The sequence below is a fragment of the Nocardia sp. CA-107356 genome, assembly GCF_050946365.1.
Lineage (GTDB): Bacteria > Actinomycetota > Actinomycetes > Mycobacteriales > Mycobacteriaceae > Nocardia.
In genome coordinates this window covers 4,907,861-4,928,564 of the sequence record NZ_CP191992.1, presented here as the reverse complement: position 1 = coordinate 4,928,564, position 20,704 = coordinate 4,907,861, and the positions used below count along the sequence as shown (strand labels likewise).

The following is a 20,704-nucleotide window of genomic DNA, read 5'->3' as shown; positions in this document are numbered from 1 at the left end:
CAGCATCATCAATTTTCCTGGGTCGTGCGTACGCGGTGGCGTGACCGGGTGAAGCCGCTCGAGACAAGCTTGCACGACGTCACCGGCAATTTTGGTTACAGATTGGTGTCCACTACGTACTTCTGCTGAATTGCATACCAGCACTGCCGGATTCGGAAGCAGCAACCTCGATCCCGTGCGAGGCTGTAGGCCCCGGGGTCTCGAGCCGGGGAACGATCGCAGTGTTCGAAAGGGCAGACAATTATGACAACGACCGACGACCGGGCGCAGACCACCGACGACGCGGCCGCCGCCGAGGAGGAGACGACAGCTACCGAAGGCGAGGTGGCGGTGACCGAGCCGGAGACAGCCACCGCAGCCGAGGTCGAAGCGCCGACGGATGAGGGCGAAGTGGTGCTCGCTGAGGGCGAAGCAGCGGCCGAGGGCGAAGCAGCGGCTGAGAGCGAAGCAGCGGCTGAGAGCGAAGCAGCGGCTGAGAGCGAAGCAGCGGCTGAGAGCGAAGCAGCGGCTGAGAGCGAAGCAGCGGCTGAGAGCGAAGCAGCGGCTGAGAGCGAAGCAGCGGTTGCTGAAGGGGAAGCAGCCCAGCAGATTACGGCATCGGTGGCTGAGGACGATGTGGCCGCCGAGCGGGAGCCCGACGCTGCGACCGAGGATACCGAGGCGCCGCACGCTGAATCCGCATTTGCTGAGAGTGAAGTGGTGGCGGCTGAGGGTGAGACCGTCGCCGACGCCGAGGCGGAACCCGTAGCTGAGGCTCTCGACGTCAGTGAACCCTGGGCCGCCGAGAGCGATTCGGTTGCCGAGGGTGAGGCGGTCACCCATGCTGCGGCAGTCGAAGATGAAGTGTTGCAAGCCGACCCGACAGTCGAGGCCGAGGTTGCCGACGCGGCCGAGGCCTCGGCTGCCGAAGACGAAGGTGCTGCCGAGGCTCAGCCTGACGCTGAAGCGGTAGCGCCGGTGGCGGACGCCGATGCTGTTGCCGCAGAGACTGAAGCCGAAACAGCAGGCGAAGATGAAGTGCCGCAAATCGAGGGGGCAGTCGAGGCCGACGGAGTCGAGGTCGCGGGTGCGGCCGACGATACGGAGGCGGAGGCCGCCGAAGACGAAGTTGCTGCCGAGAATGAAGCTGCCGAGGCCCAACCTGACGCTGACGCAGAAGGATCGGCCGAAGGCGCGGAGTCGGCGGTGGAGACCGCTGCCGTTGCTGCGATTGAGGTCGAAGCAGTCGCCGAAGGTGAAATGCCCGACGCCGAGCCGGCAGTCGAGGCCGAAGCCACGGTCGAGATCACCGAAGACGCCGACACCGGCACAAGTGGGGTAACGGTGGCCGAGGAGAAGATGGCCAATGCCTCTGATGCGGAGGTGGTCGCTGAAGACGGTGCGGACGTCACTGAAACAACGGCTGGCGAGGACATCGCCGCAGAAGAAGGCGATGCAGTAGTCGCCGAGGCTGAATCGACCGTTGCGGAGGATTCGGAGGCCGAAGGGGCGCAGGTCGCTGCAGCGGAGGTGGCCGCTGGAAGCGAGGAACCCACCGACGGCGAGGAGGCGGCCGAGGCTGAAGTAGTTGAGGCCGAAGCAGCCGGCGTGACGAAGTCGGCGGCCGAGGCAGCTGCGGCGGTGCCACCCGTTGCCGAGCGTGCCGAGGTGGTCGAGCCGATTGAACAGGAACAGCCGGTAACCGAAGGTGAGGCAGCAGCGCAGGCCGTAGCCACAGCGGAATCTGCGGCGGTGGGTGTGGAAGCAGCCGAAGAAGACGCGACAGCTGACGGTCAGGAGGAGGTCGAGACCGAAGCCACCGGCGAGGAGGTGGCCGCCGAAAGCGAAACGCCCACGCAGGACGAGACGGTGGCCGAAGTGGTTGACGTCGAGGTAGCTGAAGAAGAGGGCGCGACCGAGGCCACCGAGGCGGAAGTGGTCACCGAAGCACAAGCGGTAGCCGAGGAAGTGGAAGTGCCCGCGGTTGCGGAGGCTGCGGCCGAACCGGAAGCCGAGGCAGCGGTGGCGGTTGTGGAACGTGAGGAGGTAGCCGGGGGCGAAACCTCTAGTGAGGTCGAGCAAGCGGCTGAGGACAGTCCCATCGAGAGTGACGTAGCCGAAGATGTGGCAGCGACCGACGACGCAGGCGTCGAGTCCGAACAGGAAGTGGAGTCGGTGGCGGTCGGAGCAGAGGACCTGGTGACCTATTCGAGTTCAGTCGTCCTGGCCACCGAGAAAGCGGCTGCCGCCGGTGCAGTGGCAAGAATCAGCGATCATGAAGCGATCATCAGCGATCAGGCGAGGATCATCGCGAAACTTCGACGAAGGGTGATGGTTCTCGAAACCATGGTCAAAGCGCAGGAGGCCCAAGCCAACTCGCTGGTCGGACTCGCCGCGACCTACAAGAACGAATTGTCCAGTCTCGCAGCCGATCTCATGGATCTCTGACCCGCCACCACGAAACACCGGGAAGTGCCTGTGCGCTGGAAAGCCCACGGCGCTTCCCGGCCTGTTCGACCATGCCGGTATCGATCGCTGGCTCGGCGTGCCGGGCCAGCTTCTATGCCCGCGTTCTCACTCGTCGCGCCGCGCGCGATCGCTTCCCAGAAACGCTGCCGGTGCTCACGCCGCGCCACCGGCAGCCGCCCCGGAGAACATCGCCAGCCTTCCGGTAGCAGCTGTCGCCCGATCCCGCGGCCGTTCCATCCCACACCTCCATATCAAAGGTGTTGCGACGACCGATTGAATCCACCAATTTCACCTCGTCGGCTTCAACCGACCAGGCGCGCAAGTCCACGCTGGTGCCGTGGATGGGATCGATCGCTGCGGCTGAACCTGTTCAGGATGCTCGCCTTCTGCAAAGAGGATGCAGCAGACATGCCCAGCCAGGTGGGACACGATGGTTTCTCAGCGCTGTCACAGCGACCGATCACTACCGTGCGCGCCGTGAGGAAGATGATGAATTCCGGGGGCGGCGCGACCGGACGCATGCTCAGCAAGGTGCCCGAAGTCACCGCATGGTTCTGGATCATCAAGATCCTGTGTACCACCGTCGGCGAGAGCTTCGCCGACTGGATCAACATGTCGCTGGGCGTGGGGCTGAACCTGACGGCGTTGCTGTTCACCGTGGTCCTCGCTGCGGTGCTGGGCTGGCAGTTGCGCCTGGACCGCTATGTGCCGTTCGTGTACTGGCTGACTGTCGTCGTGCTCAGTGTGACCGGCACGCTGTACACCGACATCCTCACCGACAATCTCGCTGTTCCTCTGGCGGTGAGCACCGGCGTCTTCGCCGCGGTCTTGGCGGTCGTGTTCAGCGTGTGGTTCGCGCGGGAGCGGACGCTATCGATCCACAGCATCGTCACCACACCGCGCGAGTTGTTCTATTGGCTCGCCGTTCTGGTCAACTTCGCACTCGGCACCGCGGCAGGCGACTGGACGCTGACGGTCACCGGGTGGGGCCCGGGCGTGTCGGTGCTGCTGCCGGCCGGTCTGATCGCGGCGATCGTGCTCGGGTGGCGGCTGGGCGCCAACACCGTGCTGTCGTTCTGGCTCGCCTATATCCTGACCCGGCCGCTGGGGGCGAACCTCGGCGACTGGTTCTCCTCCCCGACCGCCGACCACGGCCTCGGCGTGGGTACCGCCCTCACCAGCGTCATATTCCTCACCGCGATCCTCGCCACCGTCGTCTACCTCACCCGCAGCCGCCGCGACGTCATCGACCATCAGCAACCGGCAGCCACCACCGCCGCCGCCGACTCGGCCCGGGAGCGGCTCATGCTCGGCTACTACGCACTCGTCACTGCGCTGGCCGCGGTGTTGCTGGTGTGGGCGTCGGCTCAGCCGCACCCCACCGCGTCCGCGAGCGAGGAAGAAGCCGCGCCCGCCGCCGCGACCATGGTGCCCGGGCAGATGACCGCACAGTTCCCGCCGAGCGAGATCGCCAAATTCCGCACCATCACCCAGGACACCCTGACCAAAGTGCAAGCCGGACAGCACAACGACGCGAAGGCCCGGATCAAAGACCTCGAAACAGCCTGGGACCAAGACCAAGACACCTTGCAGCCCGTGGACAAAACAGCATGGGATGTCCTCGACGCCCAGATCGACAGCGCACTCGAAGCGCTGCGCGCCAGCAAACCCGACCCGGCGACCGAAACCCGAACCCTCACAACCTTGCTCACCTCACTCAGCTGAGCCGACCCGCACCGATACCCCCTCGCTCCGGCGGGCTGGAACCGACACGCTCACTCATCGACCTGCCAGCACCGCCCAGCACCCGGCCGCCCGGCACATCCACCGGTGGCCCACCCACGGAACACACGCCGATCACACAGCCCGACAGGGACCTACCACAGGAAAGCGCATGGCCATCACCTATTTGGAATCCATCGTCGTCGGGGCACTACAAGGGGTCAGTGAGCTGTTCCCGGTGTCCAGTCTCGGGCACAGCATCCTGATGCCGGCCTTGATCGGCGGGCAGTGGGCCAGCGACCTCGACATGTCCGCCGAGAACTCGCCCTATCTGGCGCTGCTGGTGGCCATGCATGTGGCCACCGCGCTGGCGCTGGTCATCTTCTTCCGGCGCGACTGGGTTCGCATCCTCAGCGGACTGTGGGACGCGGTGCGCATCCGCGAAATCCGTACACCCGAAGCCAGATCGGGCGTACTGCTGATCATCGCCACCGTGCCCGTCGGCCTGGCCGGACTGGTCATGGAGAAGGCGGTCCGCAACTACCTCGGCACACCCATCCCGACCTCGATCTTCCTGGCGCTCAACGGATTCGTGCTGCTGTCGGCGGAACTGCTGCGCAACCGCGTGAAGGCCGAACCGGTGCTGACCCCCACCGGGCGGCCCGCCGACCTGTCCATGCAGGACACCGTCGTGCTGCCCGTCACCGACCCGGACCGCGCCTCGGACGCGCGGCTGGCCCGGCTCAGCGTCAAGAACGCGACGCTCATCGGAGCCGCCCAGATCGCAGCACTGTTCCCGGGCATCAGCCGCTCCGGCAGTACGATCGTGGCGGGCCTGTTCAAGGGCCTGCGTCACGAGGACGCCGCCCGCTTCGCCTTCCTACTGGCCACCCCGGTTATCCTCGCGGCAGGCGTGCTGAAGACGCCGGAACTGTTCAAGCCCGAGAACCACGACATTCTCGGGCCGGCGCTGGCGGGCTCGATGGTCGCGGGTGTGCTGTCCTACATCTCGGTCAAATTCCTCACCTCCTACTTCGAGACCAAAACCCTCACCCCATTCGCGATCTACTGCCTGGTCGCAGGCATCAGCAGCGCAGCATTCTTCACCCTGCGAGGCTGATACGGCCGACGACTCCCACCCAGGCTCCGCGCTCCCCCTTGGGCAACACCGTTACGGAGTTGCGGCGCAAGACATTCGGTCACCGACGATCGACGTCTCAGGACCGCCACACCTCCACGCTCGGTTTCGGCCGGCAGCCTGGGCCGAGGTCGGAAAGCCGTGCAACAACCAGAATGAGACGCGCCATCACCAGCCCCGCCAGGCGGGCAACGGTATCTGAAGTGCGGTGCAGACGAGCGACGTTCGGCTGATCAGTCGGTTTGCGGCTCGCCGTTGTTGTCGGGTTCTTGTTCATCCGGCTTCGCTTGGTGGCGTCGGTGGTCCGTGAGTGCGATGAACAGCCGGAAGTTCGGAATCAATTCAAGCGCTGCGCCTTTCAGTGGCTTCCATTTTCCGTCGACAGTTATGCCGACTCGCCCGACATCGGCACTTACCTCCTGGATACTGGGCCAGGGGGTGGCCGGGCCGTCGGCGGAAATGTCGGTCGCGGAGATGCGGATCGGGCCGAAGTCGAGGGTTCCGCCTGCGTCGAGTTCTGCTGTGGCGGAGGCGAAACGGGCTTTGACGATGCAATCGTGGATTGTTGAAGCCCAATACTGTGGGTCTGTGTACCCGCCGCGTTGCCAGAAGTCGGTCCCGAAGAATGGTAAAGGCCAAGGAAAGTTCGGCGACGCCACCGACGACCGGAACGAATGGTCCGCCGCCCCCTCATCGAGACGAACACCGATAGCTAGCGCTCGTCCAGCGACGGCAACACCGTTTCACTGATGATCAGCAGCACCGCGGCAGCGACCGGGATGGCCAGCAGCGCACCGACGATCCCGAGCAACGCACCACCGAGCAGCACCGACACCACCGTCACGATCGCCGGCACCCGCACCGTTCTACCGATGATTCTGGGCACGAGAACATAGTCCTCGAATAACCGCAGAACGATGAAGAAGATGATGGTGGCCACCGTGACGGGCAGGGACACGGTGAGCGCGACCAGGGCCACGATGATCCCGGCCAGGGTGGAACCCACGACCGGGATCAAGTCGAGGACGGCGACCAGGACGGCCAGCAGCAGCGGGTAGGGCACATCGAAGATCAGCAGCCAGATGAAGGTCAATACCGCGGTTATCACCGAAATGACCAAATTCCCGAGGATGTAGCCGCCGACCTTCACGAAGATCTCGTCGCCGATCAGAATCGCGCGCGGTCGGCGCGAACGCGGAAACAGCCGGTAGATCGACGCGCGAACCTGTGCGAAATTGGCCATGAAGTAGCCGGTGAGCACCGCGACGATCACCGTGCCGCTGACGATGCTGAACACGAGGCGACCCGCGCCCAGGACACCACCGGCCAGCTTCGACGGATCGGAACCGAACCCCTGCTGGGCCCGGTCCTGCAGATGGAAGCGAGTGTTGAGGGTGTCGATGAGTGGATATCGTTGCCCAAGATGGTCGAGGTAGTCCGGAGCGTTGTGGACCAGCGCGCTGCCCTGGGTGACCAGCGGAGGTATCGCGGCCGCAAGGAACCCGGCCAACAAGCCGATCGCGACCACGAATACCGCGGTCACAGCGGCCCATCGCGGAAACCACGGCCGAACCAGCCACGACACGACAGGTTCGAGACCTATTGCCAGGAACAGTGCGATGGTGATCAAGACCAGCACTTGACTCGCGGCGATCACTGCTTGGATCGCGCCGTAGGTCACCGCCACTCCCGCTGCGCCTGCCATGCCGACCATGAACGGCGATCGCGGATCGAATGGTCGCCCGGGCTTGCCCAACGGGTTTCGCGTCGTGCTGGCCCGCGCCGCCGCCGCTTCCGCGGAAATGATCGGTCCGCCTTCATCGGAGGTGTGGGGTTGCCCGACCAGGTCGCTGTGGCCCTGCTCCGCCCCGTCGGGGGTGTGGCGCTCCTCGGTTCGGCCTCGGTCGTTGTCCTCGTTCACGGCGTGAGTCCGCGGGATTGCGCTAATGAGGCGGAGAAATCGGGCCCGTCGGCGGCAACGGTCATACCGTCGCTCGTCAGTCGAAAAGAATCGACAAGATCGCCGACGCCCAGGTGTCCGGGTTCGAATCGGGCGGAATCGTCGGCTTCGAGATCGGCCTCGAGCCAGCCCAGTACCTCATCGGCCCGGGAGAGCGGCGCGCCGTCGACATCGACCAACAGAAACTCTTCTTCGAAACCCACCGTGAGTGCCCGGCGCATCGGAACCGCCCTCTTCGTCGACCGATTATCCCTTGTCGGCATACCCTTAGGCCGATCTTGGAAACAGCGGCTCACCGTGCGATCGGCGCCGTGAATTACGGGCTCGGTTGGGGAACATGGCAGTTGGTGACCTTGGGGTTGACCCCCGCATAGTTCAAGGGCCCGGCGATGACCGTGACCGCGATGGTTCCCACGCTTGCGCAGTTCTGGTCCCGGTCGGTGAAGTAGCCACGTTGACCTGCCGCGACCACCCCGACGATCAGCCACACGAGCACCAGCAATGGCACTAACCGGCGCATCACCCACCTCCCCCGGGCACCGGGCCCAGACCACCGCGGTTCGCTCGGGCGGTTTCTCGCATTCGCTTCTCGCGGATCGAGGTCGTCTTGATCCGGTGGTCGAGTACAGATCGCTTCACCTGTTTCCTCCTCTATTCGGGTCGCCGCAACGGATAAGCACGGCCGATTTCGACCGGCGGAATATCGATCAGTAATAGTGGCGCCGGCCGCCGACAGCACGGCCACTCATCCCGGCAACCATCAGCACGGCGCCGATAATCAAGACAATTACTCCGACTGTAGTCAGCAATGGAATTCCGAAAAGGAATCCGGCGACGAGGAAGATTAGCCCGAGAATGATCATGATAAACACCTGATTTCAAAATACTGTGAGAGATTAAAGGATATGGCACAACGCCGATAAGGAGCGGCTACCACCGTCGGTCATCACACGATCGCCGATAGATCCAGACGAACCGGCTGGTTCAGTCCCGCAGGGCGGCCTTGACGTTCTCACCGGCGCGCTTCACATCACCCTGGGGGTTTCCTGGACTCGTCCCTCGTTGGTCTTGCCCTTACTACCGGTTACCCGGCCGACCTTCTTCTTGATATTGCCGAGGAACTCGTCGGCTATCCTCACTTTGTCGACGGCACTCACTGTGCCTCCTCGGATCGGAGACCATGCCGTTTCGGTACGGTCAACTATTGACTTCCCCGGTGATGCTGTTCGAAACAGGTCGGGCGATACGACGTCAGCCGCACCGAGTCCGGCCAGCAGTATTCGGCAATGATCCCGGCGGGAGGTTCCGAAACTACTCGAGTACGACCGATCACCACTTCCGGTAGCGACCTGAATCGGGTGGCCCGGAACCCGTGATCGATCCCGAACGCCGTCGGGCTGGACGAGGCCGCCCCACTGCTGCGCGCGGGCATCACGCTGAATTCCCAGTACATGCCGGGCCTCGCGCCGCACTTCGTGGCCGGGCGGGCTGAGCGAAATCGCAGCCGAGTTTGTCCAGGAGACGAAACCTTCTGTGTCCGTGGCACATTTGGTCACTGTGGCGGAAACCCGCGAAACCGGGCCGGCTATCGCACAATCCACACGTCGACGGCGCGCATCCAGTTACCCTGAGGTGATGCGATTCCGGTTTCGTAGGTATGCCCTGGCCATACTCGCCGCCGCCGCGTCGACCATGCTGCTGTGGACGAATGCACCAGCGGCGCCGCTGATCCGGCCGGTCGCTGCCACACCGCCGCTGGACCCGGGTTTTCTCTGGGGTGTCGCGGCCTCCGGATTCCAGTCCGAAGGCCATGCGCCCGATAGCAATTGGACGCGCTATATCCCTGCGCACCACGACTACGACGCATTGCAGGATTCGGTCGACTTCTATGACCGCTATGCATCGGACATCGACTTGGCGGCCGCGCTCGGCGTGCGGGTGTTCCGGATCGGGATCGAATGGGCCCGACTGCAACCGGCACCGGGGATGTGGGATGAGGGTGCGCTCCGCTTCTACGATGGCGTCATCGCGAACATCGTGCGGGCGGGGATGCGACCGATGATCACCCTCGACCACTGGGTGTACCCGGGTTGGGCCGTCGACCGCGGAGGCTGGCGCAGTCCGGAGATGGTCGACGACTGGCTGACCAACATGCGCAAGGTGGTCGATCGCTATGCCTCCCGCAATCCGCTGTGGGTCACCGTGAACGAACCGGCCGCCTACATATCGCACGAGGTCCGCCGCGGCGCCGCCGATCCCGGTGAGATGCTGGAGCGGATCGTGCAGGCACACAACGCCATCTACGATCACATCCACCAAATCCAGCCCGACGCACAGGTGACCAGCAACGTCGGTTATGTCGCCGGTGCGGAGGCGGAGGTCAACGGGGAATTCATCGACCGCGTCGGGTACCGGCTCGACTATGTCGGTATCGACTACTACTTCGCCTACGATCCGGCGCAGTCGCTGCTCGGGTCCATCACCAGAGCCACCGGATCTGCTCTTCCGAATCTGCCGGGCACGAACATCTGGGATCTGCCCTTACGCACAGAGGGCGTCTACTACGCACTGCAACACTATTCGCAACGCTTCCCGAACAAACCGCTCTACATCGTCGAAAACGGCATGCCCACCGACAACGGCCGTCCCCGGGCCGACGGCTACTCCCGCAGCGATCATCTGCGCGACACCGTCTACTGGATCCAGCGCGCCAAGGCCGACGGCATGAACGTCATCGGCTACAACTACTGGAGCCTCACCGACAACTACGAATGGGGCAGTTACACACCACGATTCGGCCTCTACACCGTCGACGTGCGCACCGACCCCGCCCTCACTCGCCGCCCCACCGATGCCGTGGGCGCCTACACGCAGCTCATCGCCACGGGCGGCGTCCCCGCCGACTACCGCCCCACCCGCAGCCCCGCGATCTGCTTCCTGGTCGATCCACCAGCCAGCTGCCTACCCCCGATCGCGGTCCCGTAGCCGCGTCCTCGCTGGTTGCTGATCGCTGAGGCGCCCGAAGGCCCCGCCGGAGAGCCGCACCCACTCGCTCGAGTCGATCGACACCCATTCGCGGGCAACCGCCGGTCCATCACGTGACCTCAGTATCTAAACGCGCCGTGATGCCCGGGAGCGAGCGCCGTGGAGCCATGCAGTTGGGCATCGAGTCCGTGGCGGATGGCTTGCTCGACCGGCGAATACGCACCATCCGGCCGATCCAACACACATGGGCTCCGAGACAGCAACGGTGGTTGGGCTATGAACCGCGGCACCTCGCCCCGATGTCGCTGCGCAGCATGCACCAGGAACGGGTGGCAGAGGTACACATCACCGGCACGGCCGGTGGCCGACACCTCGGGCAGATCGGCGGTCGCCGACACGTATGGGAACTGCGCCAAGTCCGCTCCCGCCTCCCCGAATGGTGCCAGCAGTGCGGGCACCCGTAGATGAGACCCGACCCGGATGCGGGTCGGCGCGTCGTCGACGCCGACATCCGAGAACAGGAACAGCATCAGCAGGGCGCGGCCCTTCGAGCAGAGATTCACTCGCCAGGTGAGATAGTCCGCAGGATCGTCGCCGGGGAAACTGACGTCGATATGCCAGCCGTCGTCGCCCGGTGATCCGCCGACCGGAAAGCGAATCGGAAAGGTGCCGAGGCTGTTTCGCGGCAACCAGCGCCCCGGGCCGACAAGCTGATCGAACGCCTCCGCCAACGCAGGCGCGGTCACCGCGTGCTCGAACGGTTCGTCGGCGAGGTCGCCGAGCCGGATCACCGGTTGGGTCCAGGTCGACCGGTCCCCGGGGTCGCATCCGGTCGCACGCCACAGAATTGCCCGTCCCTCGGCCGCCACCTCGCTCGGAAACGCCTGCTCCAGTTTGAGAAATCCGTCGGTGATAAACGAGTCGACCTGAGCGTCGTCGAGCATGGGATCCTTTCGCTGTCAGCCGCCCCCTACGATGGCCGACCGGAAGTCGCACCGCCACCGAATTTCGCGTCGGCAACACGACACCTCACGCCCGTGCACCCTCGATCGTGGTCTCGTCCGCTGACGGCGGTGAGTTCCCCACCCATCGACCGCGCCCGCCCAGGCGCCGGCATACGCCCCAACACCCGCTGCGACCAGGCCAGCGCTTCCGGTCCGGTGCTGACCTATCGGAGCTCACGACGACGAAGCTACCGAACCTATCGCGCGGTCGCGCGGACAAAGTCGACGACGACTGCGGCGAGTTCTTCGCCCTTGTCCTCCTGGAGGAAGTGCCCCGCAGAGGTGATGGTCGCCGGTGGATGTCCAGCGGCACCGGGGATTTTCGAGCACAACACCCTATCTCCGCCACGGGTGATCGGATCAGAGTCCGAGAAAGCACACAGGAACGGGCGCTCGAAGGTTTCCAGGGCAGCCCACGCGGCTCGGTTGGCGGGCGCGGCAGGATCCTCCGGACTGATCGGAACCAGTAGCGGGAACTGGCGGGCGCCCTGCTTGTAGGTGTCGTCGGGGAACGGAGCATCGTAGGCGGCGACCACCTCGGGGGTGAGGTCGGTCAGGCATGCACCGTTGACGATCTTCCCGGCTTGAAAGTTGGGCGTTTCCTGGCTGAAGCGCTGCCAGGCCAGGAACGCATCGCCGGGATGGCGGTCACCGGTCGGCAGAAACGTGTTCGCGGCAACGACTCTTGCGAAACGTTCGGAATGTTCACCGACCAGACGCAGCCCGATCAATCCGCCCCAGTCCTGGCATACCAGGGTGATCCCGTCGAGGCCGATCGCCTCGATCGCAGCCCAGGTCCACTCGACATGAGCCTGGTAGGTGTAGGCGTCACGGTCGGCCGGCTTGTCGCTGCGGCCGAAACCGACCAGGTCGATCGCGATCGCGCGCAGGCCGGCCGCCACCAGGACCGGGATCATCCGCCGATACAGGTACGACCAGGACGGTTCGCCGTGCAGCAGCAGCACGGCCTCCCCATCGGGTGGGCCTTCGTCCAGGTAGTGCACCCGCAGCGCGGTCCCGTCAGCGGCCGCCACCTCGACGTAGTGCGGTTCGAACGGGAAGTCGGGTAGCCCGGCGAACCGGTCGTCGGGCGTCCTCAGTATCCGCATGGCTCAACCTCTTTCGCCGAAAAGTGCTAGTTGCCGTTGCTCTGGACCCGACTCGGTTCGACGAGGACTGCGGCGCGACGTTCCGCTGCCATCACGCGATCGTACTCGTCCCAGCCGTCGTACTTACCACCGTCGGCCGTGAACACATCGCGCAGAAGCAGGCGCACCCCCTCGGCGTCGATCCATTGCCCGCGCACCGACGGCACGCGCCCTCCCAAGTCTCGGTGGTCGGCAGATGGGATGGCGACCCGGCCATCGCGGCCTCGGTGCCGAGTGTGATCAACAGGTGGCTGTTGCCGGTGCCGGAGTCACCGATCAGACACAGCGGCAAGCTTTTTCGGATCCATTCGCATTTGGCCAGGGTGTGGATCGTGGCGGCGTCGATGTGGGGGTTGGAGTCGAAATCGAAGGTGCGTAACGACTTGTCGCGTGGGAACCCGGCGCCCTTGATGTGGCGTTCGGAGCGGCGGCGGGCGCGATCGTCGCATGCCCGTCACGCCTTGTCTACATGCATACGAAACGTTAGGTATCCCGCCCCACGCTGCCAACCTGTGGGCGTCTTTCCTACTGGGTACTCCCCATCCTGCTGATACTGACCAAGTGTCAGGTGCTCTCCGTGTGAAAAACCGTCGTCATTGAGTGTCATGTTCGGTACATCCGAGGTGTGCATGACAGCGGTGTTTTCAAGCATTGTCAGTCTCCCCGGAACGTCGATATCGACAGCTGCGCCATCCCAGACGGCGAAGGCGTTCTTGGCCTGCAAGATCACGCCGAAGGCGACATGGCGACCTAACTTGGTGTTCCCCAGTTGCGCGGTGAGCCCATGTAGCGTTGCCGCTGGTGATTCAGCGTATTGGTCAGAGCACTCATTGAACACACCGACGTAGACCTCGAGCGTATCTCCCACTCGAACCTGCACCGAGTCGCCGAACTTCTCGTCCGAATCGGCATGTCGAATGCGCGTGAAATTGCGGCGATCACCGGCTTTTGGATCATCGGTGATCGAGTTCAGAACCGCATACGTCGCAGGCCTGTCCATGGTAAATAGTTCTCGCGCGGGGCCCCAGCCGCCACCATCGGAGCTGCCTGGGTCGGAATCAATGCTCATTTTGACTTCGGACGACTCGGTGGCGCCCCCGAGCTTGTCACGGTTCACATACAGCGTCCCGCCGACCGTGACGACGGCGACGAAGAGCGGCACCGCAATCCGGCTCACCCACCAGTGCCAGGAACGTTCCGTGAAGCCCTCACCCTCAGCCACGGACTTATCGTGCCCCTTACGCGAATCCGGTCACGCAGTTTCGGCCAATTCGCAACCGTAAAGAGAAGCCAACCGGGCTGAACTGGGTGCCGAATCCAAATCCCCAGCGTCGCAACCGTGCTCGAACCCTCGATGAATGCGATCAGCGGGCTCCACAACGACCTCCTCCCCTGGGCTAGTCCGGACGGTTAGCGGATAGCGAGTTGCCAGATCGGTAGCAGGCACAGGGACACAATGGTGGATTTGAGGACGGCGGAAGCGGCCAGATCGACGTCGGTGTCATAGGTTTGGGCGAAGGTGAACAGGTTCTGGGGAGCGGGCATAGCGGCGATCAGAATCAGATAGCCACGCCAGGGATCGGGTATCCCGGCCAGCTGCAACGCACCCCACATCAGCATCGGGAATCCGACACATTTGAAGGCGACAAGGGTGTTCTCGTCGGCGGTAGCCCCACGCCAGCGCAGGCCGGTGCCGCCAACGTAGAGACCGAGCGCGAACAACGCGACCGGGGATGCGGCGTCCCCCACGAAGGACAGCGATGTCAGCAGCACGCCAGGTAGCGGACAGTGCAGCGCGTTGAGCAGGACACCGGTCAGGCATGCCAGCACGACGGGTGTGGTCAGTGATCGCCCCACCCCGCGGATGATCCGCTGCCTCGGTGAGCGGCCGAGATCATCATCGTTGGGGGCCGCTTCCATAATGGTGATCACGACGACCGTCAGCACGAGCACTTGGAACAGCAGGATCGGGAAGATCGGGGCAGCGTCGCCGAACACCAGCACCAGTATGGGGATGGCGAAGTAGGCGGTGTTGACCTGGACACCGGCCATGATCCGCAACGCGACACCCCGAATACTGGTGTGGCGCACCAGCCGTGACCAGATCCCGACCGCGGCGCCCGCGGCGAGCGCGGTGATCGCGTAGACGGCCAGCGATGCTGGATCGAAGAGTCGGCGCAGGTCGCTGAGATACAGTTTGCCGAGCAGGTAAGCGGGGATGGCGAGACGGAACGCGAACTCGGACAACACCCGTGAGTCGCTCGCGGCGATGATCTTGCGGCGGGCGAAGATCACGCCCGCGGTGAATACCAGCACGATCGGGGTAACCGGACCCAAGACCTCCCCCACCCCACCGAGGGCACTCACTCGTGGTTTCCAATGCCATTCATTCGTGGATCTCCGTTCACAGGCGCAGGCCTCAGGTGTTCCGCCACAGTTCGAGTATCAGGATCGACCACAGCAGTTCAGCACCCCCGGTGGCGGCAACGCGTGAACCCTGCTGGGCGAGTGAGACTTTCACCACGACCGAGCCGAACACGCTGCTGGTGTGGGTCCACGGGAGACGATATCGCCGAACAGGTCGACATCGGTCGACCGGGCGCCATCATCGCGTGGACGGGCAGGCTCAACGGGTGTTCGGGGCCGTCGATGATCCGTTGCGGGATCAAGGTTTTCGCTGCGGCTGCACCGGCGCCTTGCCGATACCGTCAGCCACCTCGAGGTGTTCGGGTAGCTGGTGGACGAAGGCCATGATCGTCGGCGGCGGGAAAGGGATGCGCGCGCTTCCCTTGTGCACGAGCCAGAAGCCGGCGATGAGCGAATGAGCCAACATCGCCCGTTCATCGGCGCTTGGGCCCTCGAGGGGATCGCGTAGATATCGTCCCGCATGTCTTTCGATGCCGGATCGGACAACCTCCGCGGCCCTTGGATTGGACGCGGAGCGAAGCGTCAGGAGGAACGGTCCAGATGCTCCGACTCTGGTGCAGTTCGTTCCACCAGGCGGGCTGCTACGTCTCCGGAGAGAGTTCCAAGGTCGTCCGACAGCACCGTACGCGGCGTGAACGCAGCGTCGACCGCCTCGGCGAAGAGTTGCTCTTTCGAACCGAAGTGGCGATTGACCAACATTGCAGTCACACCGGCTGACTGCGCGATCTCGCGGACGCCCACGCCGTCGTACCCATGCATTGTGAAGGCGATCACCGCTGATTGAAGGATCGCCTCCCGAGTGGCGGCGGCGTTACGCGGCGTGCCGCCGACACTCCCTGGCTCATGCAATCCGCCGCGTACCGAGTCGATGGTCCGGTCAACACGTAGACTTCGCGCACTAACCGAACTATCCGGCCCGCGCCGCAGCACGGCAGGCTACCGCAACACAATTAGTGCGCTTTCTTATCACAGGAGCTGGGATGGGACTGCGGATTCTTCTACTGTGCAGCACGGACAACGGGCTGTGCCGTCGCGCGCGGCTCGTCCTGCAACGCAGCGGGAACACCGTGCGCACCGCGACGGTCGCTGACAGCGACGGCATCGGAAAAGTCGTCGCAAGAACCGACTTCGACCTCATCATCTGCCCGTACCTGACCACACGCATCCCCGACTGGGTAACTCGCCGCTGGTGGCCGAAAGTGGTCGTCATCCATCCCGGACCGGTTGGCGACCGAGGGCCCAGCAGCCTGGACTGGGCCATCACCGACCAGGAACCCGTGTGGGGCGTGATCGCGGTGACAGCCACCGACGTCATGGACGCTGGACCACTCTGGGCCACACGAACTGTCCCGCTCCCACAAGGCCAGCGAAAGTCCGATATCTATAGCTCGATCATCTCGGACGCCGCTGTTCAATGCATCATGGAGGTCGCCGACAAAGCCGCCGACCCCACGTACCGGCCCACCGACCAAGCTGACGCGCATCGCCCGATCGCGCACGCACGAACCCGGCCGAGGATGCGTCAGTCCGACCGCACGTTCGATTGGCGAGACGATTCCGAGCTGATTCGGCGACGCATCCTCGCCGCCGATGGATCTCCCGGGGTGCGTTCACACATCGCTGACCGCTCGGTATATCTCTACGACGCCCATCCAGGACGCAGAGACGTCGCCGCGTCAGCGGGAACGGTGGTCGGACGACGACATCACGCCCTGGAAATCGCGTGCGGCGACGGCAAGAGTATCTGGATAGGGCACCTGCGAGTCGACCTCGGCGACCGCTGGTCGTGTAAGGCACCCGCAGTCTCGGTCCTGGACCGAGCCGGGGTCCCGGCCCGCTCACTTTCGCCCATCGCGGGACAGGCTTCGGCATCAGCCACACCAGAAGTATTCGAAGACATCGCCTACCGATCGATCGACGAACAGGTCGGTGAACTCACCTTCCGCACTTACAACGGCGCAATGTCCACAGATCTGTGTCGACGGCTGGCGCGTGCGATCCGCGCCGTGTCGCTGCGCGCCTGCCGCGTACTGGTGGTGCGCGGTGAGACCGGGACGACGTTCAGCAACGGACTGCACCTCGGCGCCATCGAGTGCGCCGATGACCCCGCCAATGCGGCTTGGCAAAACATCGTCGCCCTCAACGAAGTGTGCAAGGAACTTCTGCTGTGCCCCAAGCTGACCCTCGTCGCCATCACCGGATCCTGCGGTGCAGGCGGTGCGGCGATGACGCAGGCCGGCGACGTTGTGGTCGCGATCGGTCGTGCCGTCCTCGACGTGCATTACGCCACAATGGGATTGCGTGGTTCCGAACTGCACTCACTCACGCTGCCGCGACGTGTGGGAGCGGCCACAGCACACCGCCTGCTCACCGAATGCGAGCCAGTCGACACGACACAGGCGCTCGATATCGGTCTGGTCGACCACATTGGCCCCGATATCGAGTTCGACCGCTGGCTGAACGAGCTGGCCCACGAATACGCGCTGCCGGAACTGTGCGAGAAGACCATCCGCCGCAAGCACGAACACCTTGCCCGCGATCTCGGACACCGACCACTGGAGGTCTACGAGTGTCGGGAACTGGCGGAGATGGCGGCAAACCTGTTCGACGACTCTCTCGGCTTCGCCGCGAAGAGGCGGGCATTCATGCAGAAAGCCTCTCCGCGACCCTCGCCAGGGCAAGGCGCGCTCGGCATGAGGACGACCTCATGAATTCCCGTCGCCATTGACCGGCGCTGCAGTAGCTCAGTGTTGAGCACGTAACTCGGCGAACACGGGCGCGGAGCGCCACTGACCGACCGTCGAGTGGCACATCGGCCATGCTCCGCTGGCGATATCCGAGCAGTAGGGACGATTCCGACGCTTGTCTCACGGATCGCTTCATTTCCTACTGTCATTGATTGTCCACGGCTCGGCGGGGGCTCGACGCCGGCTTTTCCACCGTGGTGCGCGGTAGGCGGCGACGGTGTGCGAACGGGTGGCCATGGCGACGGTAGCGGGCTCCCCGAACCAGCATTCGGGACTTTTATAGGACTAGACTTAGAGAAAAGTTCGTTCGTTCCTGGGAGCTCGATATGGGAACACGCGGATACGTTGGCCCCATCCTGGCCGCCACCTTGATTGCCTTGGGACCGAACGCAGTTGCGCCCGGCACCGCCGCAGCCGCCGGTCCGCAACCGGAGGCGACTTTCGCGGAGATGATCGCCCGCGAAGCCTGGTTCGTGGCGTCCGGGCAGGACCCCGCGCAATCGCCGCCTGGGGTGAACGTGCCGTGCACACCGTCGGCGTCCCATCCGCAGCCGGTGGTGCTCGTCCACGGCTTCCCCGCCAATCAGTACACCGGGTTCGCGCATATCGGGCCGAAACTGGCGAACGCCGGGTACTGCGTGTACTCCCTGAATTACGGCGGGACCAACGCCTTCGACGGCGGCATCGCCAGTGTGTCGGTGTCCGTGCCGCAGGTTTCCACCTTCATCGACAGGGTGCGTGCCGAGACCGGCGCCGCCGAGGTCGACCTCGTCGGGCATTCTGGTGGCGCGTTCGTTTCGCTCTACCTCGCCAAGACCGACCCCGCAGCGGCTGACCAGATCGGCGCGGTCGTCGCCTTGGCACCACCAACGCACGGAATCACCGGCGGAGTGGTCGCCGACGCGACACGGCTCGGGCTACGCAGGCTGGTCGCGGGCATATGTGGGATCTGCGAGGACGTCTCACCCGGCTCCGCCGCGATAGCCCGGCTGCGCGACGGCCCGATCGCCCGGACCGGCATCCGCTACACCACTATCGTGTCGGCGCACGACTCGATGGTGTCCCCACCCTCCACTGCGGCCATAGACGAGCGTGGCGTCACCGACATCGTCGTCCAGGACCAGTGCCCGGACGACCTGGTCGGGCACAGCGGCATGGCGTACGACCCGAGCGTGGACTCGATGATCCTGAACGCGTTGGATCCGGGGCAACCAGTGCCGGTGGAGTGTGGGAGCGGGCCGCAGTTCTGAGAGACGGATGTTCGACATCCAATTCGAGGGAATCGACGGCCAGCTCGAGACCCTGGTCTGGGAGCCTACGGTCGCGGCCGGTGCCGCAGAGGCGCCGTTTGGACAACGGTGGAGCGCGAGCGGATTCGGCGGCGACTCAGTGCGTTGACCGAGCGAGTCGGTGCCACCCCGCGGCTGCTATCGGGACCATCACACAACACCTGCACCTGTTCCAAGCACATGTGCCGCAAGACTGACATCATGTGGCTATGCGCGTGCTGATGCCGGTGCCCGACCGCGACTTCGATGTCACCGAGGTTGCCGTACCGTGGCACATTCTCACCGCTGCCGGTCACCAGGTCGTGTTCGCCACCGAGCAGGCGCGTACCGCGCCTGCAGCGGATCCCCGGTTGCTGGACGGGGTGATCTTCGGGCAACTCGGTGCTGAACCAGAACCGAAAGAGTTCTATCGTCAACTCACGCGCTCGCCGGAGTTCACCGCCACGGTGTCGTGGTCCGACGTCGATGTCTCCGACTTCGATGGACTTCTCCTGCCCGGCGGTCACGCGCCCGGCATGCGGCAATACCTCGGGGCGCCGGAACTGCAACAACAAGTGGCCCGATTCTGGGCGCTGGGCCGACCCGTCGGCGCCATCTGCCACGGCGTCTTGGTCCTGGCCCGAACCCAAGATCCCGCGACGGGGCGGAGCGTACTCGCCGACCGCCGCACCACCTGCTTGCCGAAGTACATGGAACGCACCGCGTACTTCACCACCGCCTGGCGGCTGGGCCGCTACTACCGCACCTACCCGGCCTACGTCGAAGACGAGGTCCGTGCGGCTCTGAACCACCCCGAGACCCAATTTCAGCGCGGCCCAATGGAATTCACTCGGCGCGGCACCGCAACGGACGATACGCCGGCCTTCGTTGTCGCCGACGGAAACTACCTCTCCAGCCGCTGGCCCGGTGACGCCTACCTATTCGGTCGCCGCTACCTCGACCTCCTCTCCGCCCCGCCGACCGGCTCGAACTGACCACTTTGCTGTAGACCAGAATCCCAAGCCTTGCGGCCGTCATTCCAATAGTCCGCGCGGATCACGTTGGTGCTCAACGGGTATGGCTGGTGTCCGCCGTTTGTTCGCCCGGGCCGTCATCTGCGATCCCGGTGATCGGGATGATCTCCGAGCGCACCGGAACTCCTCCCCCAGCCGCGCGGTCGTCTACGCCTTCTGCGCCCGAGCATCGCGCCCGGCCTGGGCATCACGTTGGTCGGCCTCCTGATCCAGGTCAGCTGGCTCAGCAGGCAGTCCACGCCGGTGAAGTAGGGCCTGGGCCGCCGCATGAGCAAATGACGGTGCCACACGACCGGGACCCGCCGACCGACTCACTCCATACGAATCGGTAAGCCTGTTCGCGGAGCGCGCGGCCGCCGCTGTCCCAGAATTCGAACTCACCGACGACAATCAGGCCGCGGTGGCACATCTGTCAGCAGCTAGCTAGCCGCTCACGCCGGGTCAGGTCGGTCCGCTACGGCCCGGTCGGGTGGATCTGCATGTCGCATAGGTAGGCGTCGTTCTGCAGGGTATGAGTGTCGGTCAGGTCCGGCGGGGTGACGAGGATGGTCTTTGCGATCGGGCATGGCCGGCCGTCGTCTTGCAGGGACGAGCCCTCGAGCACGGCGTGTGCCGGGTGACCCGGCTTCACCACAACGGCCAGCGGAGTCGGGTAGGTGTCGGGCTGGCCGCCCATGAATCCGCGCAGTGTGCGTTGGGCATGCACCGGCTGGCCGTACATCGTCAGCAGGTCCACGCCCGGGTAGCCGATCATCCTGCAGGAGACGCCGCCCACGCTCGCGAACTCCAGTTGGACTCCGCTGTGCGTTCTGTTCGGGGTCAT

The 20,704-nt window shown here is 64.7% G+C and carries 20 protein-coding genes and 3 pseudogenes; 7 read left to right on the top strand and 16 right to left on the bottom strand.

The window, feature by feature from the left end; genetic code table 11:
- Positions 1-243: 243 nt before the first annotated feature.
- The 3 genes from ACQP1G_RS22285 (at position 244) to ACQP1G_RS22275 (ending at position 5,290) form a co-directional block, all read left to right on the top strand.
- A complete protein-coding gene (locus ACQP1G_RS22285) occupies positions 244-2,427 on the top strand; it encodes a hypothetical protein (RefSeq protein ID WP_433207585.1) in 2,184 nt (727 codons plus the stop codon).
- A 507-nt stretch (positions 2,428-2,934) separates the two neighbouring features.
- Entirely contained in the window at positions 2,935-4,173 is a 1,239-nt protein-coding gene (locus ACQP1G_RS22280) for a COG4705 family protein (protein ID WP_433208720.1), read from the top strand.
- A gap of 169 nt (positions 4,174-4,342) precedes the next feature.
- Positions 4,343-5,290, top strand: coding sequence for an undecaprenyl-diphosphate phosphatase (locus tag ACQP1G_RS22275; protein WP_433207582.1), 948 nt, complete (start codon positions 4,343-4,345; stop codon positions 5,288-5,290).
- A gap of 251 nt (positions 5,291-5,541) precedes the next feature.
- Here ACQP1G_RS22275 and ACQP1G_RS22270 read toward each other — a convergent pair whose 3' ends face one another.
- The 6 genes from ACQP1G_RS22270 to ACQP1G_RS22245 all read right to left on the bottom strand — a co-directional run bounded on the left by ACQP1G_RS22270 (position 5,542) and on the right by ACQP1G_RS22245 (position 8,425).
- On the bottom strand, positions 5,542-5,967 hold the full coding sequence (locus tag ACQP1G_RS22270) for a DUF6585 family protein (RefSeq protein ID WP_433207579.1): 426 nt from the start codon (positions 5,965-5,967) through the stop codon (positions 5,542-5,544).
- Between the two features lie 53 nt (positions 5,968-6,020).
- Entirely contained in the window at positions 6,021-7,229 is a 1,209-nt protein-coding gene (locus tag ACQP1G_RS22265) for an AI-2E family transporter (protein ID WP_433207576.1), read from the bottom strand.
- The gene (locus ACQP1G_RS22260) at positions 7,226-7,489 is read right to left on the bottom strand and encodes a hypothetical protein (protein WP_433207573.1); all 264 of its coding nucleotides are present in this window, start codon (positions 7,487-7,489) and stop codon (positions 7,226-7,228) included. The genes ACQP1G_RS22265 and ACQP1G_RS22260 overlap by 4 nt, the downstream gene beginning before the upstream one ends.
- Before the next feature lie 95 nt (positions 7,490-7,584).
- Positions 7,585-7,788, bottom strand: a complete 204-nt coding sequence (locus ACQP1G_RS22255) for a hypothetical protein (RefSeq protein WP_433207570.1) — start codon at positions 7,786-7,788, stop codon at positions 7,585-7,587.
- A gap of 187 nt (positions 7,789-7,975) precedes the next feature.
- Positions 7,976-8,131, bottom strand: a complete 156-nt coding sequence (locus ACQP1G_RS22250; protein WP_433207567.1) for a DUF6131 family protein — start codon at positions 8,129-8,131, stop codon at positions 7,976-7,978.
- A gap of 162 nt (positions 8,132-8,293) precedes the next feature.
- Positions 8,294-8,425, bottom strand: coding sequence for a hypothetical protein (locus ACQP1G_RS22245; protein WP_433207564.1), 132 nt, complete (start codon positions 8,423-8,425; stop codon positions 8,294-8,296).
- Between the two features lie 478 nt (positions 8,426-8,903).
- Here ACQP1G_RS22245 and ACQP1G_RS22240 point away from each other — a divergent pair, with 478 nt between their 5' ends.
- On the top strand, positions 8,904-10,253 hold the full coding sequence (locus ACQP1G_RS22240) for a family 1 glycosylhydrolase (protein WP_433207562.1): 1,350 nt from the start codon (positions 8,904-8,906) through the stop codon (positions 10,251-10,253).
- 119 nt (positions 10,254-10,372) lie between these two features.
- Here the strand turns inward: ACQP1G_RS22240 and ACQP1G_RS22235 are convergent, their stop codons facing one another.
- The 9 genes and pseudogenes from ACQP1G_RS22235 to ACQP1G_RS22195 form a co-directional block, all read right to left on the bottom strand.
- Positions 10,373-11,197, bottom strand: coding sequence for a phytanoyl-CoA dioxygenase family protein (locus ACQP1G_RS22235; RefSeq protein WP_433207559.1), 825 nt, complete (start codon positions 11,195-11,197; stop codon positions 10,373-10,375).
- Between the two features lie 257 nt (positions 11,198-11,454).
- Entirely contained in the window at positions 11,455-12,366 is a 912-nt protein-coding gene (locus ACQP1G_RS22230) for a haloalkane dehalogenase (protein WP_433207556.1), read from the bottom strand.
- Between the two features lie 26 nt (positions 12,367-12,392).
- A pseudogene (locus ACQP1G_RS22225) lies at positions 12,393-12,548 on the bottom strand (pyridoxamine 5'-phosphate oxidase); the annotation flags it as partial.
- Positions 12,549-12,613: 65 nt separating this feature from the next.
- Positions 12,614-12,853 (bottom strand): annotated as a pseudogene (locus tag ACQP1G_RS22220) (ATP-binding protein); the annotation flags it as partial.
- 6 nt (positions 12,854-12,859) lie between these two features.
- Positions 12,860-13,627 carry a hypothetical protein gene (locus ACQP1G_RS22215; protein WP_433207553.1) on the bottom strand — a complete coding sequence of 256 codons (768 nt, stop codon included), beginning with the start codon at positions 13,625-13,627 and terminating at the stop codon, positions 12,860-12,862.
- 188 nt (positions 13,628-13,815) lie between these two features.
- Complete coding sequence (locus ACQP1G_RS22210) at positions 13,816-14,772, bottom strand: AEC family transporter (protein WP_433207550.1); 957 nt, start codon at positions 14,770-14,772, stop codon at positions 13,816-13,818.
- Between the two features lie 298 nt (positions 14,773-15,070).
- On the bottom strand, positions 15,071-15,238 hold the full coding sequence (locus ACQP1G_RS22205; RefSeq protein WP_433207547.1) for a hypothetical protein: 168 nt from the start codon (positions 15,236-15,238) through the stop codon (positions 15,071-15,073).
- 21 nt (positions 15,239-15,259) lie between these two features.
- A pseudogene (locus ACQP1G_RS22200) lies at positions 15,260-15,358 on the bottom strand (TetR/AcrR family transcriptional regulator); the annotation flags it as partial.
- Positions 15,355-15,762, bottom strand: coding sequence for a TetR/AcrR family transcriptional regulator (locus tag ACQP1G_RS22195; protein ID WP_433207544.1), 408 nt, complete (start codon positions 15,760-15,762; stop codon positions 15,355-15,357). The pseudogene ACQP1G_RS22200 and the gene ACQP1G_RS22195, both read right to left, overlap by 4 nt.
- Before the next feature lie 50 nt (positions 15,763-15,812).
- On the opposite strand from ACQP1G_RS22195, the gene ACQP1G_RS22190 reads away from it, so the two are divergent.
- From ACQP1G_RS22190 to ACQP1G_RS22180, 3 genes are all read left to right on the top strand, one after another.
- Entirely contained in the window at positions 15,813-17,543 is a 1,731-nt protein-coding gene (locus ACQP1G_RS22190) for an enoyl-CoA hydratase-related protein (protein ID WP_433207541.1), read from the top strand.
- A gap of 362 nt (positions 17,544-17,905) precedes the next feature.
- On the top strand, positions 17,906-18,829 hold the full coding sequence (locus ACQP1G_RS22185) for an esterase/lipase family protein (protein ID WP_433207539.1): 924 nt from the start codon (positions 17,906-17,908) through the stop codon (positions 18,827-18,829).
- Positions 18,830-19,077: 248 nt separating this feature from the next.
- On the top strand, positions 19,078-19,842 hold the full coding sequence (locus tag ACQP1G_RS22180; protein ID WP_433207536.1) for a type 1 glutamine amidotransferase domain-containing protein: 765 nt from the start codon (positions 19,078-19,080) through the stop codon (positions 19,840-19,842).
- Between the two features lie 493 nt (positions 19,843-20,335).
- On the opposite strand, the gene ACQP1G_RS22175 is transcribed toward ACQP1G_RS22180, so the two are convergent.
- Positions 20,336-20,704 (bottom strand): DUF4232 domain-containing protein, encoded by a 369-nt coding sequence (locus tag ACQP1G_RS22175; protein ID WP_433207533.1) that lies wholly within the window; start codon positions 20,702-20,704, stop codon positions 20,336-20,338.

Excerpts from the sequence above, each read along its gene's own strand:
- ACQP1G_RS22285 (WP_433207585.1), top strand. The coding sequence starts at position 244 with ATGACAACGACCGACGACCGGGCGCAGACCACCGACGACGCGGCCGCC.
- ACQP1G_RS22280 (WP_433208720.1), top strand. The coding sequence starts at position 2,935 with ATGATGAATTCCGGGGGCGGCGCGACCGGACGCATGCTCAGCAAGGTG.
- ACQP1G_RS22275 (WP_433207582.1), top strand. The coding sequence starts at position 4,343 with ATGGCCATCACCTATTTGGAATCCATCGTCGTCGGGGCACTACAAGGG.
- ACQP1G_RS22260 (WP_433207573.1), bottom strand. The coding sequence starts at position 7,489 with ATGCGCCGGGCACTCACGGTGGGTTTCGAAGAAGAGTTTCTGTTGGTC.
- ACQP1G_RS22255 (WP_433207570.1), bottom strand. The coding sequence starts at position 7,788 with ATGCGCCGGTTAGTGCCATTGCTGGTGCTCGTGTGGCTGATCGTCGGG.
- ACQP1G_RS22250 (WP_433207567.1), bottom strand. The coding sequence starts at position 8,131 with ATGATCATTCTCGGGCTAATCTTCCTCGTCGCCGGATTCCTTTTCGGA.
- ACQP1G_RS22240 (WP_433207562.1), top strand. The coding sequence starts at position 8,904 with ATGCGATTCCGGTTTCGTAGGTATGCCCTGGCCATACTCGCCGCCGCC.
- ACQP1G_RS22235 (WP_433207559.1), bottom strand. The coding sequence starts at position 11,197 with ATGCTCGACGACGCTCAGGTCGACTCGTTTATCACCGACGGATTTCTC.
- ACQP1G_RS22230 (WP_433207556.1), bottom strand. The coding sequence starts at position 12,366 with ATGCGGATACTGAGGACGCCCGACGACCGGTTCGCCGGGCTACCCGAC.
- ACQP1G_RS22205 (WP_433207547.1), bottom strand. The coding sequence starts at position 15,238 with ATGTTGGCTCATTCGCTCATCGCCGGCTTCTGGCTCGTGCACAAGGGA.
- ACQP1G_RS22190 (WP_433207541.1), top strand. The coding sequence starts at position 15,813 with ATGGGACTGCGGATTCTTCTACTGTGCAGCACGGACAACGGGCTGTGC.
- ACQP1G_RS22185 (WP_433207539.1), top strand. The coding sequence starts at position 17,906 with ATGGGAACACGCGGATACGTTGGCCCCATCCTGGCCGCCACCTTGATT.
- ACQP1G_RS22180 (WP_433207536.1), top strand. The coding sequence starts at position 19,078 with ATGCGCGTGCTGATGCCGGTGCCCGACCGCGACTTCGATGTCACCGAG.
- ACQP1G_RS22175 (WP_433207533.1), bottom strand. The coding sequence starts at position 20,704 with ATGACCCCGAACAGAACGCACAGCGGAGTCCAACTGGAGTTCGCGAGC.